The organism is Vibrio wakamikoensis (assembly GCF_050337275.1).
GTDB lineage: Bacteria > Pseudomonadota > Gammaproteobacteria > Enterobacterales > Vibrionaceae > Vibrio > Vibrio chaetopteri.
This window is the reverse complement of sequence record NZ_JAKJST010000030.1, coordinates 71,903-88,096: the sequence shown is the minus strand read 5'-3', so window position 1 is coordinate 88,096 and position 16,194 is coordinate 71,903. Positions and strand designations below refer to the sequence as shown.

The window sequence follows — 16,194 nt, the reverse complement described above, 5'->3', positions numbered from 1 at the left end:
TGCCTGCTGTTTGGCGTTTCACTTGGTAATGAGTCGGCTTACAACTCGATAGAGGCCAGTACGTCACCATCAAAGGTTTGAACACTGAGTCTATTATCTTCCAGCAGACCAAAGCTCGCCGCAAACTCATTGCGCGGGAACGTAATCGACCCCGGATTAAAGATGATCTGCTCGCCTTGCCATTCGGCAACTGGAATATGAGTATGACCATGGGCAATGACATCGCCTTGCTTGAGCGGCGGACGCTTATCACTGTTGTACAAGTGACCATGGGTTAGAAATAAACGCTGCCCAGTCGGCAACATCACCCAGGCGTAATCGCTCATCATTGGAAACTCAAGCAGCATCTGATCCACTTCACTGTCACAATTGCCGCGAACCGCAATAATCTCTTGCTTATACGCATTGAGAAGCTCAGCAACCTTCGGTGGGTTGTAACTGCCTGGCACAGGGTTTCTTGGCCCATGATTGAGGACATCCCCCAATATAACCAGATGCTCAGCCCCTGAGCGGCGGTAATGCTCCAACACTATCTCGGTGGCACCTTGGCTGCCGTGTAAGTCAGACGCAAAGAACAGTTTCATTGATTTTTCTCCAGCACTTTCTTTGTCGCTATTGTATCGAACTTACCGACACGGTGCAGAGCTAATCGAGCCCGAGCATCCCGTTCACAACAATGTTATTGTAACTAACCATACCGATTACACGCCCGTCTTCAATCACTGGCGCTCTACTTATCCCAAATCGCTCAAACAATCGCGCGCAGTACTTCACATTCATATTCGGATCGACACACAAGGCAGGCTTAGTCATGATTTCATAGATATTGGTACGCTGCGGGGAGCGGTTACGTGCCAATACCTTTTTGGCAATATCATTCATTAGCACAATACCAAATTCATCGTCATCGCTGCGCTTTTCGACCACCAGCGCTTTCACTCGGTGCTCTTTCGCCAGCACAATCCCATCGTGCACCGTTTTTAGCCCATCGACCACCACATAAGTGTTAGCCATCACATCGCGTACGCTTACTCTTTTCTGTTGACTCATAGTTCGTCCTCCACGACTTTGGTCAATGTCTCCACTTGATGAGCGACACCCACCGCATCTTCTATATCTATTTGCACTGCAATCCCTTGTCCCGATGTTTGGTCAAACTCCCCTACTTGGCTAATCGTCTCTAGTATATGACGAGACAAATGCTCTTCGACCACAAACAGCACCACATCTTTTTGCACCTCTAACGTTAGACCAAAAAAGGTTTGCTTCTTGTTGAGGCCTTCTCCTCTGGCATGGTTGATTACTGTCGCACCGGTCGCACCCGCATCACGAGCTGCGTCCAGTACCTGCTCTGTCTTGCTATCTTCTACAAAGGCAAGGATCAGTTTAAAGCGCATTGTTCTTCTCCTTAGAAGTAAGATGATGTTCGGCGTCCAGCTCCTCTGTAGAACTAGGATTGACAGAAGAACGAGCCGTTAAATATTGAGTAAGTTGGGCATACGCCATCACAGAGATAATCGGAAATAGACTCGCAAAAGCGATAAGACCAAAGCCATCTATCATTGGGTTTCTGCCGGGTACTGTCGATGCAAGGCCAAGACCCAACGCCGTCACCAGTGGTACTGTGACCGTTGACGTCGTCACCCCACCAGAGTCATAAGCAAGTGGGACAATAAATTTCGGCGCATAATAGGTTTGGATCACCACCAGTATGTAGCCGGCAATGATGTAATAGTGAATAGGATCGCCGACAACAATACGATAGCTACCTAGAGCAATACCAACCGCCACTCCAAGTGCAACCGCAATTCTAAGGCCATTCACCGATATCGCCCCTGCAGACACTTGGTTCGCTTTTATCGCAACAGCGAGCAGCGAAGGCTCTGCAATGGTAGTACTAAAGCCGATACAAAACGCGAACAAGAAAACCCAGTAGTAATCTATCCACTCGAGAGCCCCGTCTAAGGTAATACGCACTTGATTGAGAAAATCTGGCGCAGTGAGCTGCATTGCCATGGTTTCACCCAGTGGGAACAACGCAAGCTCTAGGCCCACTAAAAATAGGCTCAGACCAACAATCACATAGCCAAAACCAATCATGACTCTAACTGGGTTAGCGATAGGCTTTTTGAGAATGGCAAATTGAAAGCCAAAGATAATGACCATGATCGGCGTAACATCACGAATGGTCATGAGTAGCGTGTGTAGAAACTCCCAAACAAAACTCATACCATCACCATCCCATAAACCATCACAAACATCATGGGCAACAAAGAGGCAAAGGCAATGAGTCCAAAGCCATCCAGCATAGGATTGCGGCCTTTAATTGTGCTAGCCAAGCCAACCCCAAGCGCGGTAACTAAAGGAACGGTTATGGTTGATGTCGTCACCCCGCCCGAGTCATAGGCAACACCGATAATGTATTCAGGAGCAAACCAAGTTAACACCACCACCCCAACATAACCGCCAATGATCAACACATGAATAGGCCAACCTTTAAGTATCCTCAGCACGCCAAGTACTATGGCTAGCCCAACAGAAATCGCCACTGAAAGACGCAGCCCATCGGCATAGCTTTGCATTGAGTCTTCGGTCATAGGAATAATGCCACCTTCTGCAGCAACCTCTGCGGCTTCCGCTGAGACTGCAGTTAGCGCGGGCTCCGCTATCGTCGTGCCAAATCCAAGACAAAAAGAAAACACCATAAGCCAAAATACACTCCCTTTGCGGGCGAAAGATTGCGCCATGGTCTCCCCAATGGGGAACAGCCCCATTTCAAGGCCAAAAACAAAAAAAGTCAGGCCAAGCACAACCAGCAGTAAGCCGAATAGAATCGAGAGGACATTAGGGAGAGGCTCTTGAAGAACCACAAGCTGAAAGAACAATACGACAAGGACGATGGGCATAAGATCCTTAAAGCTATTTATCATAGCGCCAAGGAGTGATTTCAAACCTTGCATGGGCACCTCCCTTATTCAGCCTTTACTAAACTAATGATGGCAAAGAAAAGTGTAAGAAAGTGTGACATACGAAGCACTGTCAATGCTGCTACAAAAAGAGTGCCGTTTTTGTGAACCAAAGCGGCTGTGCTACATATAAACATCCGCTGCAGTTGGGTTAGTTAATTCCCTGATTCATTGCTATATTTAAAGCCAAATGCCCGCGACGAGGCGTGTCTGGTAGCAGAGAGCTACTTTTAGAGGAGAGAGAATGAAGCTGTTATTAACCGGCGGGACCGGCTTTATAGGACGTGAGCTACTCAAGCACCTCACGACTCACAGTGTGACGCTGCTTACCCGCGACGTTGCCACAGCTAAACGTATCCTCAATCACACCGACCTTGGCAACATTGACTACATTGACTCCCTTGATACTTATAACGACCTTAACGAATTTGACGCCATCATTAACTTGGCTGGAGAACCTATCGCTGACAAACGCTGGAGTGCAGCTCAAAAACAGCGCATCTGCGATAGTCGCTGGAAGGTAACAGAAAAGATCGTTGAGTTAATCCATGCCAGTACCAAACCACCCTCGACCTTCATCAGCGGATCGGCGGTGGGCTACTATGGCGATCAACAAGATCACCCTTTTGATGAAAGCTTAAAAGTACACCAAGACAATTTCGCTCATACTGTGTGTGATCGTTGGGAGGAAATCGCTATGCGTGCCCAATCGGATCATACTCGCGTGTGCATACTAAGAACGGGGGTGGTACTCGGTGATGGTGGCGGCGCCTTGGCAAAAATGATGCTGCCATACAAACTGGGGGTAGGTGGTCCTATCGGTGATGGTTCTCAATACATGCCGTGGATTCACCTCCTAGATATGGTGCGTGGGATTGTTTTCTTACTTGAGACCGATCATGCCGTCGGTCCTTACAACCTCTGTGCGCCTCACGCCGTCTCTAACGCAACGTTCAGTAAAACACTGGCAAGCACATTGGGAAGGCCACATTTCTTGGTGACGCCAAAATGGGCTTTGAAACTCGCAATGGGTGAGTCTTCGTGTCTGCTGTTTGACAGCGTTCGAGCCAAGCCCAAGAAGCTCACCGAAATGGGGTTTAACTTCTCTTTCCCACATATCGATACTGCTTTAAAAAACATCATCACTAATGCACGGTAATACTTGCTACTCCCTATGAAGTATCGGTAAGGTAGTTGAAAACAAATCATAGGGTTAGTTAAGTAATGGCCAAGTCAGTACTCATCACAGGATGTTCTAGCGGCATCGGTTATGTCGCCGCACATGCACTTCAAAAACAAGGATACCAAGTCATCGCATCATGCCGCCAAGAAGCGGATGTGACACGACTTCAGCAAGAAGGATTGACCTGCATACAGCTTGATCTAGCGGATCCCAAGAGCATTAAACTGGCCGTTCAAAAAACCCTTGCCCTGACTGAAGGTCGACTCTATGGCCTGTTTAACAATGGCGCTTACGGCCAACCAGGTGCACTGGAAGATCTACCAACCGATGCACTACGAGCGCAGTTTGAAGCCAACGTTTTTGGCTGGCATGAACTCACCAAGCAAATTCTCCCAATCATGCGTGCGCAAGGTGAAGGCCGCATCATACAAAACAGCTCAGTGCTGGGGTTTGCCGCCATGAAATATCGCGGCGCGTACAACGCCTCCAAGTTTGCCCTAGAAGGCTGGACAGATACATTGCGCCTAGAGCTACACCAAACCGGTATACACATTTCACTGATTGAGCCTGGTCCTATCGAAACCCAATTTAGAGCCAATGCTAAGCATGCGTTTTTACAATGGATTAACGTTGAATCAAGCCCGCATCGAACGCAATACGAACAGCAGCTTACCCGCCTATCTGCAGACGCCTCTGGTAACCAATTCGTGCTACCACCAGAGTCTTGCGTACCGCCCTTGCTGCATGCGCTTGAATCTCAGTCACCAAAACTGCGCTATCGTATTACTACGCCAACCAAAGTGTTCGCTGTACTAAAACGGATCCTACCTAGCAAGTGGTTAGATCCTATTCTGCGAAAGGCTGCATAAAAAACGATCACTTGTAATTTTAGTGTCACAATAAGTCGTTATATTAACCACCGTGGTGAAACCACACTGAGCATCACTTCTTCAGGTATCATTACCTAAAGACAAAATGCCAGAGCAATATCTAACTCACAGCATTCACGTGGATTACAACGAAAATGACGCTAAATCAGCTTAACTGGTTAGCTGTGGGGGTTACACTAGCTTACTTCGTAATGTTCTAGACACCTTTGCTTGCTGCCGTTCTGGAATCCATTAACGCCGCGTTTACGACGCGGCGTTTTGGCATCTAATCTTCCCATTTCTCTGCGCATAACCTTGAATTTTCGGTCATTGATACCAATCTTGAACTAAGAACGATAGACATCACCTACAAGGAACACTCAATGCAACCTGCGACCATTGTGGAGTTAAACGAACAAAACTTTCGCCAAGTATTAGAAGGCTCAATGACCGCGCCTGTGCTAATCCATTTTTGGGCACCAATGAGTGAAGAAAGCGCGCAAATCATCCCATCACTGCGAGCGCTGACTGAGCAATACGCCGGAGCCTTCTCCCTAGCACTGCTCAACTGTGAAGAGCAGCAAGCTATCGCTGGTCAGTTTGGTGTTCAGGCACTGCCAACCATTGCTCTGTTTGTTAATGGCCAGCCTGTTGACGGCCTAGGCGGCCCTCAGCCTATCGAAGCGGTGAAAGCTATGCTGGCTAAGCACCTACCAAGTGAAGATGAGCTGAATGCACGCAAAGCACTAGAGCTTTCTCAGCAGGGTGAGTACGAATCCGCGATTGAATTATTCAACAGCCTATCAGACGAGTACAAACAGAAAGGCGAAATCAAACTCGCTCTTGCGCAATGTCTACTGGAAACCAATCAGTTTGATGTAGCAGAAGCTGTCCTTAATACCATCCCAATGGAGTACAAAGACAACTTCTACAAGAGCTTGATTGCGAAACTTGAGCTGCACAAACAAGCGGCGGATAGCCCAGAGATTCAATCACTTGAAGCAGCGCTACAAGCAAACCCAGAAGACCTCAAGCTCGTCGCTGAACTGGCACTGCAATATCACCAAGTAAACCGTGATGAAGAGGCACTTGAGCTTATGTGGACGCCACTAAGTCGCAACCTAAATGCCCTTGATGGCGAATTGAAAAAGTCATTTATGGATATCTTGTCGGCACTCGGTCAAGGCAACCCAATTGCCGCTAAATACCGTCGTCAGCTGTATTCTTTGCTGTACTAGTCGCAAGACAATCCGTGATTCATAAAAGGGACCTTTGCGTCCCTTTTTTCGTATTGGTATGAGCAACACTTGTTAACCTGCCGTATAAACTACTGATACAACTAATAATTACCCATCGCAAAAATACACTTCATTACACATAAATGTCTCAACTAAACTGTATACTATTGAGAATATGTACATTTTTAATACAGGGAAATTGTCATGGCTATTGATGCAATGATCACTATTGGCGGGTTTATTCTCGTTGCTGTTGTCTTTATCGTCGCAGGGGTAAAAACCGTTCCACAAGGCAACAACTGGACAGTGGAGCGATTTGGACGCTACACCCACTCACTCAAACCGGGTCTTAACCTCATCATTCCTTTTATCGATAGTGTCGGTAACAAAGTAAACATGATGGAGCGCGTTCTAGATATCCCACCACAAGAAGTGATTTCACGAGACAACGCCAACGTCGTTATTGATGCCGTTTGTTTTGTGCAAGTGGTCGATGCAGCGAAAGCCGCCTATGAAGTTAACGACCTTGAACACGCGATTCGCAACCTAACACTGACTAACATGCGTACCGTACTTGGCTCTATGGAACTGGATGAAATGCTCAGCCAACGTGACTCCATCAATACCAAACTGCTTTCTATCGTTGATGAGGCCACCAACCCTTGGGGCGTGAAAGTCACTCGTATTGAAATCCGAGACGTGCAACCACCCGCAGACCTAACCGCAGCGATGAACGCGCAGATGAAGGCCGAGCGTAATAAACGTGCGGAGATTCTAGAGGCAGAAGGTATCCGTCAAGCAGAGATCCTGCGAGCAGAGGGTCATAAACAATCCGACATTCTTAAAGCAGAGGGTGAAAAGCAAGCTGCTATACTTCAAGCAGAAGCACGTGAACGTGCCGCCGAGGCAGAGGCGAAAGCAACCGAAATGGTATCAACCGCGATTGCCCAAGGTGATATGCAGGCCGTGAACTACTTTATCGCTCAAGGATATACCGATGCTCTGAAATCTATCGGTCAGGCTGAAAACGGTAAGATCATCATGCTACCGCTTGAAGCGACCGGCCTAATGGGCTCTGTTGCCGGTATTGCGGAAATGTTCAACCAATCGAAAGCAAGTAGCAATGAGGACAAAGCGTGATTGAATTACTCAGCCAAGTTAACTATTGGCACTGGTTAGCCCTAGGTTTACTGCTACTTTGTGGCGAGCTGCTTGGCACGGCTGGGTATATGTTGTGGCTTGGCATCTCAGCGATGCTGGTTGGCATTGTATTGGCGTTTGTGCCTATCAGCTGGCAGCTTCAATGGGTGAGCTTTGGTGTGTTCTCCCTCGCCCTTACCTGGCTTTGGTGGCGCAAACAACATAAGGTCGATAAACACTCCGATCAGCAACGTGACCTTAACCAAAAAGACAAGCAATTGCTGGGGCAAACGACCGTACTCGAAGAAGACATCAATCGAGGTAAATGTCGCATCAAATTAGGTGACACCTCTTGGTCTGCCTACAGTGATAAAGCCTTGCCTTCGGGCACGTTAGTCAAAGTCATCGATGTGGATGGCATTACGCTATTGATTGAAAGAGTTGATTGAAAGAGTTGACTGAAAAAGCCGAATAAAAAATGCCCCTGACTCAAATCAGGGGCATTTTTCTCATCAATCTTTTGCTTCGCGTTTGTGCTTTGGCACATAGTTCAGAATCGAGACTGGCACCGGTTTTTTTGGTGCAAAACCTTCAATTTCTACTCGGTCAAGCAAATGGCCTAAACGGCTCTCAATCATACAAAGGTTCTTGAAATTGTCTTTAGAGACCAGCGATATCGCCTCACCCGCGGCTTCAGCGCGACCTGTACGACCAATGCGATGCACATACTCATCAGCAGGGTATGGTAAGTCATAGTTGATCACCACAGGTAGGTTTTCAATATCAATACCACGCGCGGCAACACCCGTTGCGACTAGGTACTGGATTTCACCAGCCTTGAACGACTCAATTAATTGCTGACGCACCTTCTGGTTACGACCACTGTGGAATGCTTCGGCGACAATGCCACGCTTTTCAAGCTGGCTCACTAGCTTAGCAGCGCCGTGTTTAGTCTCAATGAAAATCAGCGCTTGTTTCCAGTCATTCGTTTGCAGCATATGACTAAGCAGCGAAGATTTCATATCTTTATCGACCGTGACAATCCACTGCTTGATGTTGCTCTTTGAAGCGCTATGCTTGGTAATCGAGATCTCTTCCGGATCGCGGATCGCCGATTTTGCTAACTCTCGAACTGGGTTAGACAGCGTTGCCGAAAACAGTAAGTTTTGCGCATCTTCTGGTACGCGTGCGATGATTTTATTGATCGCCTCAATAAAGCCCATATCGAGCATCTTGTCGGCTTCATCTAACACCAACACTTCGAGCTCATCAAAATGAATCGCGCGCTGACCGTACAAATCAATCAAACGACCAGGGGTGGCAACAACAATATCAACGCCATCAATCAGCGCTTGTTTTTGCGGGGCGTAATCCACACCACCAAACATCGCCATCGACTTTACAGGCAGATGCTGCGCGTAGGCTTCAATGCTTTGGTTTACCTGCAATGCCAGTTCACGAGTCGGCGTTAAGATGATCGCGCGAACACGCTTCTTTCGCTGGGTTTCGCTTTGGCTTAGCTTCTCTAGAATAGGCAGCACGAAACTCGCCGTTTTACCGGTACCAGTTTGTGCCGCTGCAATCAGGTTTTCACCTTTTAGGACAATCGGAATTGCTTTAGTTTGAATCGTGGTTGGCTTTTGATAGCCAAGCGACGCTACCGCATCAAGTATAGGTTGGCTTAAGCCGAGGTTAGAAAAAGACATCACGAGTTCTCTTTATCAAGATGAAGACCCGCGCATTCTATAGAGCTTAAGATTGATGCACAATGTTATTGACGGTTAAATGCTCTCACCCGCTTCAATATCAAAGTCTAATTCTATGACTCTCTGGAACTCCACTTGAGGGTTATCGATTCGATCTAACAGCGCAGCCGCCGCGATTCGTCCCATCTCTTCACGAGGAGTCACCACTGAGGCTAAACGCGGCGATACCGCTTGAGAGACGTTTAGCCCATGGAAACCGGCGACAGCAATCTGCTCGGGCACCTTAATACCCATTCGCTGACATTCAAACATCGCTCCAACTGCTAAATCATCATTGGTACAAATTACCGCGTCGATATTTGGGTAAGTCTCCAGCGCACGATGCAAGAACTCAGCACCGCCAGTAAACGAAGAGTTAACCGCATCTGCTAACGGCAAAAATGGCAATCCAGCTTTTTCAACGGCTTGACGATAGCCATCAATACGCAGTCGAGTACGCGTATCACCACCAGCGCCTAGATAAACGATATTCTTACGCCCATTAGAGATGAGTCGCTCAGTCATCACTCGGCTGGCTTTCTGGTTATCAAACCCAACCGCTTGGTGAATAGGCGGTGTCACAGAATCCATCACTTCGATAGTGGGAATGTTGTTTGCCAGCAGGATCTTTTTAGCTCGTTCAGTATGATAGCTTTCCGATAAAATAATCCCGTCCACATTGTAAGATAACAAGGTTTCTATACGCGCTTGCTCTTGCTCAGGACTATAGCCGTAGTGAGCCAACATCGACTGATAGCCTCGAGGCTCGGTCACACTCTCAATTCCGCGGATCATCTCATCAAATACTTGGTTCGTCAGAGACGGCACCAAAATACCAATAGCTCGACTTTTGGCACGAGACAGTAAATCGGGCGCACGGTTTTGAACATAGCCCAGCTCATCCACTGCAATGGCTATCTTCTTACCTATCTCTTGGGAAACCTGTTTAGAATCTCGCAAGTAACGGCTAACCGTCATTTTAGTCACACCGACCTGATCGGCAATATCTTGAAGTGTAGGGCGTTTTTTTGTGTTGGACATGTCTACCTCGGCTAATCAACCAAGTTTACCAAATCAACAAAGGGTCGCAATCGCAACCCTTTTTCTAGATGAATGTTTTATTGATCACACTCTTAGCGGATTAGTTCAGTAATTGTGCTCAAATTTCCAGCAGCAATAGATTTCAATACATCGACACCGTCGCTGGCAGATATAGTCCAAGTATTCATTGGTTGTCCTTTCATTGAGGATATAAGATTGAAGCACCTTGTTCGGCACTCGAGACATGTTGTCTAAACAAATGAAACAGCTCACGTCCACTACCTAATTGGGCATGGTTTGTACTGCTAAGTGTCGCCTCACGATGCTCAAACGATTGTTGGCAGTTAAGCAATCCCGCTTGTGCGTTTACCTCAATGACATCACCGTCTTCAATTTGCGCCAATGGGCCGCCTCGCGTCGCTTCTGGAGTAACATGAATTACCGCTGGTACTTTGCCGGAAGCACCCGACAACCTTCCATCCGTGACCAAGGCGACTTTATGACCAGCTTTCATCACATTGCCCAAAATTGGCATTAGCTTGTGCAGCTCAGGCATACCGTTTGACGCTGGGCCGTTATGCCTTAGCACCACAACCACATCATGGGTAAACTCCCCATTGAGATAAGCACTTTCTACATCGTGTTGAGAATCGAATACTCTGGCAGGAGCAGTGATGGTCTGGTCATTCGGCGCAACGGCACTGACCTTCATGACGCCGCGACCCAAATTGCCATCGAGTAACTTAATGCCCCCATGAGGGTTGAATACCTTTCCTGGACGAGCAATGACTTCAGCATCCAAACTATCTGGAGCAGCTTTGTAGACCAATGCCCCTCCGCTCTCTAGCGTTGGATAGCACATATAGTCATTCATAGTGCCAAATACGGGTGTCGCATCGAGATAAAACAGCCCTCTTTCGGCAAGCGTTTTTATCAGCGTCGGCACGCCACCTGCGTTTTGAAAATCGTTAATGTCTGCTGGTCCATTTGGATACATCTGTGCCAGCAAAGGAACAACGCTAGACAGTGCATCAATGTCATCCCAAGTAATTACCCAGCCCGCAGCTCTCACGACAGCAACCAGATGAATCGTGTGATTGGTGCTGCCACCAGAAGCAAGTAAAGCGACTAGCCCATTCACCACTGACTTCTCATCGACGATTTCGGCAAGCGGGCGATAGCGTTTAGAGCTCGCGGTCTGCGCGCTAATTTCACGGGTGATTTGCTGTGTTAACGCCTCACGAAGCGCAGAGTTAGGCGCCACAAAAGAACAGCCCGGCAACATCAGTCCCATAGCTTCAAACACCAATTGATTGGTGTTCGCCGTACCATAGAAGGTGCAGGTGCCCGGAGAATGATATGAGCGACACTCAACATCAAGCAGTTCTTTATCCCCTGCTTCACCGGCTGCGTATTTCTGTCTGACTTCTACTTTCTTCTTATTGCTGATACCAGTGCCCATTGGCCCTGATGGCACAAAAGCAGTAGGCAGATGCCCAAAGGCTAAAGCGCCCATTAGCTGCCCTGGTGCAATTTTGTCACACACACCGAGCAGAAGCGTTGCATCGAAGGTATTGTGACTTAGAGACATGGCGGTCGCTTGCGCGATAAGGTCACGAGAAAACAACGATAGGTCCATCCCATCTTGACCTTGAGTCACACCATCACACATCGCAGGAACGCCACCCGCCACCTGCGCACTGTGCCCTAAATCGCTGGCGGCCTTTTGAATTATCGCAGGATAATTTCGATATGGTTGATGGGCACTCAACATATCGTTGTACGCCGTCACAATCCCTATGTTGGCTTTAGTGAAATCCAAAATGGTCGATTTTTGACTGCTGGGGCAAGCGGCTACAGTATGCGCCAAATTACCACACGACAGAGAGGCGCGAACCGTACCTCTGTCTGCTTGCGCCTGGATAGTTGCTAGATATTTACTGCGCGTTTTCACGCTTCGCCTTTTAATGTTATCGGTAACATTTAAGATCGCATCTTTCATGTTCCGTATCCTTACTTAGATGAAGTGACTTAAGTGAATGTGATTGGTCAATCTAGGGTCACTTGGCGCATTACGCGCCAAGTTGAGTGCAGACATCTCGCACGATTTGTGTTGGTGAGTTAGCTATGTCCATGTAGATGGCTTCGTTGCGAGAAGGTTCGTCAAGAGCATCAAATTGACTTTGCAACATTTCTGGCCCTTTGAAGTAGTGCCCTTCTCGCCTGGACATTCGATCCCAAATGGTCTTAAAGTCAGCATGCAGATAGACAAACTTTAAGTCAGGCGCATTGTGCCTGAGCATCTCTCGGTATGTTGGCTTTAACGCCGAGCAAGCGATGACCAAGCTATCTTTCTGCTGGATAAGCTCATTTAAAGTTAGCAACCAAGACTGACGATCATCGTCGGTTAAAGGTATACCTTGAGCCATCTTATCGACGTTCGCCTTAGGGTGAAAATCATCACCATCGAAAAACTCAATATCTAAACTTTGAGCCAGTAGCTCTCCGATTGTGGACTTACCACAACCAGAGACACCCATTACGATTATTTTCTTATGCATATCAATCACTCCCAACGACTTATTTCCACCACAGAGCAAGCTCTGGGAATACAATAAATGTTACCGGTAACTTCACGAAAATTCTGAGAGATAGATCACCAATGATATTAAGCTGGATGTTTTTGTAGTCTGCATCACACTTTGTCGTTTGCAAGGCTCTATTTCCGCAATCGAGCGCACTTTGATTTTTGTAACAAGTACCTTTACTTACTTTAGAGCTTAAGACTATCAATAGAACAAAACCCGCTAATTATGCAAGACAATAGAGTATTGCCTGCTAACCCTTATTACTCGATTATTAAAGGATCGGAGAGACCTGCAGATGTCCTGTCGTCCAAAGCAACCAACCCACCAGAGTATAAAATGCAGCCAACGCGACTTGCTGACTTGACTTGACCCAAAACCGATAATCCGTAGCACTTGACTCTGCCACCTTCATACGCTGATAGGAATAGTCCAACATTCGTCGACTGATAAAGACTACGCCTGTTAATGCTAGAAAGCTTCCAACGAAACTGCATACCACTAGCGCGGCTGCCAAACTCCAATCAAACCATAGTAAAGTGAACAGTGCGATCAATGACGTACTTGTGCAAGGTCTAAGACCATACATAAATAGCCCAATTCGAGATGACGTATGCCTATTTTCTGGGGGAGACAAATCGGTGCTAACTGTTAGCTTTCGCCTCATTGAAGTCACTATTAGTTTCAGCAGTAAATACCCCCCAAACAGCATCATCAATAAGCCAACCAATTGGTTAATTGATGACACGTAGCCTAGCGACTGACGATAACCCAGTGAGAAGATCTGGTTCGCAACCATAACGACACCCACTGTCATCACACCTTGCATGACATTTAACAGCAAACAAATACCGACGATTTTCAACTTAGGGTATGACTTTGCCGATACCAGAAAAACCACGGCACTTTTGCCATGTCCTGGCCCTAAAGAATGCACAAACCCATAAACTAGAGTAAACAAGCAAGTGAGTGCTACAGCCTGTTTATCACCGGTATCAATAAGATCAAAATAGTCAGATAAACCGGCAAGCAAGCTTCTTTGTACTGTCACTAAATAATGACGGATAACATTGATGTCTTTGATAACGCTGACTATTGCTAATGCCGTCAGAGCAAACAACGCTAGAGCTGCCCAACGTTTAATTGCGCCCCGCATAGTTACCCAGCGCATAGTTACCCAGCGAAACGCTTTACTAGCTGCCACAGGAGAGACTCACTTTTTGGCTAAAGTGACTACCGAGATCATCATCACCTACATCGCCCACACCCAATGACATCGCATAATCCACAATATCTTGTGACGGTGTTGGGGTTATTAGGTCAAAGCGACATTCCGAACTCAACGCCGCGTCTAGAGTAATGGTTGAGTGATTTTTCCAGGAAATGTCAATATAGTAAGTATTATCAAAAACTTGGATATCCAAGCCTTCTTTATTCAGATCCACAAGCCGTGATAGAGGCAAAGTAAAGTTGAGCACCATTCGTCTTCCTTTTCGGCTGAGCGAATAGACTTCAGGTAGGCGAAATTTGAGCGGTGTCCCACCTGCATACAAATACGTAAAGTAATGAGTATTCAATAGATTTCTCATCAGCCTTAGCGCTTCCTGTTGCGCGCTTTTCTGATAGTCAAACACCGAAAAATCGCCATCTAAGGCGTAGGCACTTGAAAATGGATCGAACGTCCAAGTCATGGTAATGCTGTCTACCTGACTCCCCTCCCCATTCACTTTCAATTCGTTACCTATCCATGAATGCGGATGGGCATAAGAATGCACGGGATAGACAAGCACGATCAGAAACAGCAAGAGACGGTGAGGCATACAAATTTCTCTATCGATATGACTTACAACATCAACTTTGGCGCAAGTCACTAGAGGGAATTAAGTGTTACTTTATAACACTTTGTCACCAAGGAAAAAACAGAGATTTTGTCAAAAAATGCGAATCGCTCGCCCAAAGAAAGGGTGCATAAGATCACATTTTTTCTAATTATGAAACCATCATCACAACTATAACTGTGAAACCAGTCAGTAAACTAGCACGATACCGAACTTCATACTTAATATAGTAGAACGTAAACACCCCATTAATTGAGATGGTTACCTGCAAGATTCGTGGTTGGGACGTTGTAATAAGACGCCTATTTTTTCGGGTGAACCCTAATAAACAAAGACCAATAGCGATGACCGAAACCATTGAAACGAAATCACTGTTTCGTTTTAGTGATTTGATTGACCTACTCTATCAAGCACCCACCCACCAACAGGGGTTCCAACCTTTCTTAGAGTTACTCGTGACCGAGTTCAATCTAGCCGATGCCGTGCTGCACATTCAGAATACCAATAACCTAGCAGTAGAAAGTGCCTGGATTGCTGGACCAAAAACCGATGTCATCATTGAGTACATTGAGAAGAACTTGGAACAAGGAAACTATATTCACGACTATATTGATGCCGCGCCTCCCAGTCGTTTTTATACTTTACTCGGCGATATTGGCCGCCCGGCAACTGAAAGCCTGACGCCTAGCCAAAAACTGGTGGAACAATGGTTTGATGGCAATCAACTACTGGATGTGTCATCGGCTGTCATTGGTCGCATCCAAAACCAGATTGCGATGCTCAGTATTCATAGAGATAAGAGCGTAACGGCCTTTTCAACCGATGATGTGTTGATTCTCAACGAGTTGATTCCGCATATTCAAAGAGCGTTCGTCCTCTATCAGCAGTTTGCTGGCATTCGAAAAGACTCAGCCAAATTTGCAGCAATTGGTCGCGCACCTCCCACATGGTGCACTGCTTTATGACAGTAAAGGCGAGCTAATCTGTGTCAATCAAAAAGCCATTGAGCTTGGTGAGCTACATAGTGATTTAGACGTATCCGAGGCACGCTTTTCCATTAAAGACATCTCGGTAAAACGAGATTATATCGCCAACCTCTTTCAAGTACTAAAGCGCGGCGATGACTCAAAACAAGCCTGCCGCGTGACTCACCTCACCAACAAACAGTCACCCATAACCCTATTGCTAGTGCCATTTGGCATCGAGCACACTCCCCCCTACCAAGAGCAGCCGCTATTCAATGAGTTTGAAGTAGGCGCCATGGTGTATCTGTACGACCGACAACACCCAATACACGTAAATTCCAACTTTCTACAAGCCATATTCGGCCTGACCGAGACCGAGACTGCCGTGTGCGAGCTTATCGCTAAGGGCTATAATCGAAACGAAATCGCCACTATCTTGGAGCGATCTGCACACACAATTAAAGACCACATTAAGTCGATCTTTGTGAAAACGGGCAGCCACACACAATCAGATTTAATAGCAACACTCTTGACCAGTCCCGTCTACCCCCCCGTGTAGGGGATGGGTATTTTATCGAGAGTTTTATAACTTAACTGACAACCTTCTGGTTACAAATAAACATC

18 protein-coding genes are annotated in these 16,194 nt (G+C 46.8%); 7 read left to right on the top strand and 11 right to left on the bottom strand.

The annotated features are described in order from the left end of the window. Positions 1-38: 38 nt before the first annotated feature. From yfcE to L4C42_RS18125, 5 genes are all read right to left on the bottom strand, one after another. Positions 39-584 (bottom strand): phosphodiesterase, encoded by a 546-nt coding sequence (gene yfcE / locus L4C42_RS18145; protein WP_429761559.1) that lies wholly within the window; start codon positions 582-584, stop codon positions 39-41. A 61-nt stretch (positions 585-645) separates the two neighbouring features. Further along, on the bottom strand, positions 646-1,050 hold the full coding sequence (locus L4C42_RS18140) for a CBS domain-containing protein (protein ID WP_353498069.1): 405 nt from the start codon (positions 1,048-1,050) through the stop codon (positions 646-648). After that, positions 1,047-1,397, bottom strand: a complete 351-nt coding sequence (locus L4C42_RS18135; protein ID WP_353498068.1) for a P-II family nitrogen regulator — start codon at positions 1,395-1,397, stop codon at positions 1,047-1,049. Before L4C42_RS18135 ends, L4C42_RS18140 begins: the two co-directional genes overlap by 4 nt. After that, positions 1,387-2,229: a DUF1538 domain-containing protein gene (locus L4C42_RS18130; protein ID WP_429761558.1), complete on the bottom strand. Its 843-nt coding sequence runs from the start codon at positions 2,227-2,229 to the stop codon at positions 1,387-1,389. The genes L4C42_RS18135 and L4C42_RS18130 overlap by 11 nt, the downstream gene beginning before the upstream one ends. After that, positions 2,226-2,960: a DUF1538 family protein gene (locus tag L4C42_RS18125; protein WP_418641675.1), complete on the bottom strand. Its 735-nt coding sequence runs from the start codon at positions 2,958-2,960 to the stop codon at positions 2,226-2,228. The genes L4C42_RS18130 and L4C42_RS18125 overlap by 4 nt, the downstream gene beginning before the upstream one ends. 250 nt (positions 2,961-3,210) lie before the next feature. On the opposite strand from L4C42_RS18125, the gene L4C42_RS18120 reads away from it, so the two are divergent. The 5 genes from L4C42_RS18120 (at position 3,211) to L4C42_RS18100 (ending at position 7,845) form a co-directional block, all read left to right on the top strand. Beyond that, positions 3,211-4,125: a TIGR01777 family oxidoreductase gene (locus L4C42_RS18120; protein ID WP_429761557.1), complete on the top strand. Its 915-nt coding sequence runs from the start codon at positions 3,211-3,213 to the stop codon at positions 4,123-4,125. 65 nt (positions 4,126-4,190) lie between these two features. Next, the gene (locus L4C42_RS18115) at positions 4,191-5,018 is read left to right on the top strand and encodes an SDR family oxidoreductase (protein WP_429761556.1); all 828 of its coding nucleotides are present in this window, start codon (positions 4,191-4,193) and stop codon (positions 5,016-5,018) included. A gap of 383 nt (positions 5,019-5,401) precedes the next feature. After that, a complete protein-coding gene (locus tag L4C42_RS18110; RefSeq protein ID WP_353498063.1) occupies positions 5,402-6,256 on the top strand; it encodes a co-chaperone YbbN in 855 nt (284 codons plus the stop codon). A 204-nt stretch (positions 6,257-6,460) separates the two neighbouring features. Further along, positions 6,461-7,396 (top strand): SPFH domain-containing protein, encoded by a 936-nt coding sequence (locus L4C42_RS18105; protein WP_429761555.1) that lies wholly within the window; start codon positions 6,461-6,463, stop codon positions 7,394-7,396. Beyond that, entirely contained in the window at positions 7,393-7,845 is a 453-nt protein-coding gene (locus tag L4C42_RS18100) for an NfeD family protein (RefSeq protein WP_418641677.1), read from the top strand. Before L4C42_RS18105 ends, L4C42_RS18100 begins: the two co-directional genes overlap by 4 nt. Positions 7,846-7,908: 63 nt before the next feature. On the opposite strand, the gene L4C42_RS18095 is transcribed toward L4C42_RS18100, so the two are convergent. The 6 genes from L4C42_RS18095 to L4C42_RS18070 form a co-directional block, all read right to left on the bottom strand. Continuing rightward, on the bottom strand, positions 7,909-9,102 hold the full coding sequence (locus tag L4C42_RS18095) for a DEAD/DEAH box helicase (RefSeq protein ID WP_429761552.1): 1,194 nt from the start codon (positions 9,100-9,102) through the stop codon (positions 7,909-7,911). 75 nt (positions 9,103-9,177) lie between these two features. Beyond that, positions 9,178-10,182 carry a substrate-binding domain-containing protein gene (locus L4C42_RS18090; protein ID WP_418641679.1) on the bottom strand — a complete coding sequence of 335 codons (1,005 nt, stop codon included), beginning with the start codon at positions 10,180-10,182 and terminating at the stop codon, positions 9,178-9,180. 199 nt (positions 10,183-10,381) lie between these two features. Beyond that, a complete protein-coding gene (gene edd / locus L4C42_RS18085) occupies positions 10,382-12,184 on the bottom strand; it encodes a phosphogluconate dehydratase (RefSeq protein WP_429761550.1) in 1,803 nt (600 codons plus the stop codon). 70 nt (positions 12,185-12,254) lie between these two features. Then, positions 12,255-12,743: a gluconokinase gene (locus tag L4C42_RS18080; protein ID WP_429761548.1), complete on the bottom strand. Its 489-nt coding sequence runs from the start codon at positions 12,741-12,743 to the stop codon at positions 12,255-12,257. A gap of 298 nt (positions 12,744-13,041) precedes the next feature. After that, positions 13,042-13,971, bottom strand: coding sequence for a hypothetical protein (locus L4C42_RS18075; RefSeq protein ID WP_353498056.1), 930 nt, complete (start codon positions 13,969-13,971; stop codon positions 13,042-13,044). After that, entirely contained in the window at positions 13,961-14,587 is a 627-nt protein-coding gene (locus L4C42_RS18070; RefSeq protein WP_353498055.1) for a DUF1007 family protein, read from the bottom strand. The genes L4C42_RS18075 and L4C42_RS18070 overlap by 11 nt, the downstream gene beginning before the upstream one ends. 362 nt (positions 14,588-14,949) lie before the next feature. Between L4C42_RS18070 and L4C42_RS18065 the strand changes: the two genes are divergently transcribed. Together L4C42_RS18065 and L4C42_RS18060 are read left to right on the top strand one after the other, a co-directional pair. Further along, the gene (locus L4C42_RS18065; protein ID WP_353498053.1) at positions 14,950-15,570 is read left to right on the top strand and encodes a hypothetical protein; all 621 of its coding nucleotides are present in this window, start codon (positions 14,950-14,952) and stop codon (positions 15,568-15,570) included. Next, entirely contained in the window at positions 15,524-16,129 is a 606-nt protein-coding gene (locus L4C42_RS18060) for a helix-turn-helix transcriptional regulator (protein WP_353498052.1), read from the top strand. Before L4C42_RS18065 ends, L4C42_RS18060 begins: the two co-directional genes overlap by 47 nt. Positions 16,130-16,194: the final 65 nt, after the last annotated feature.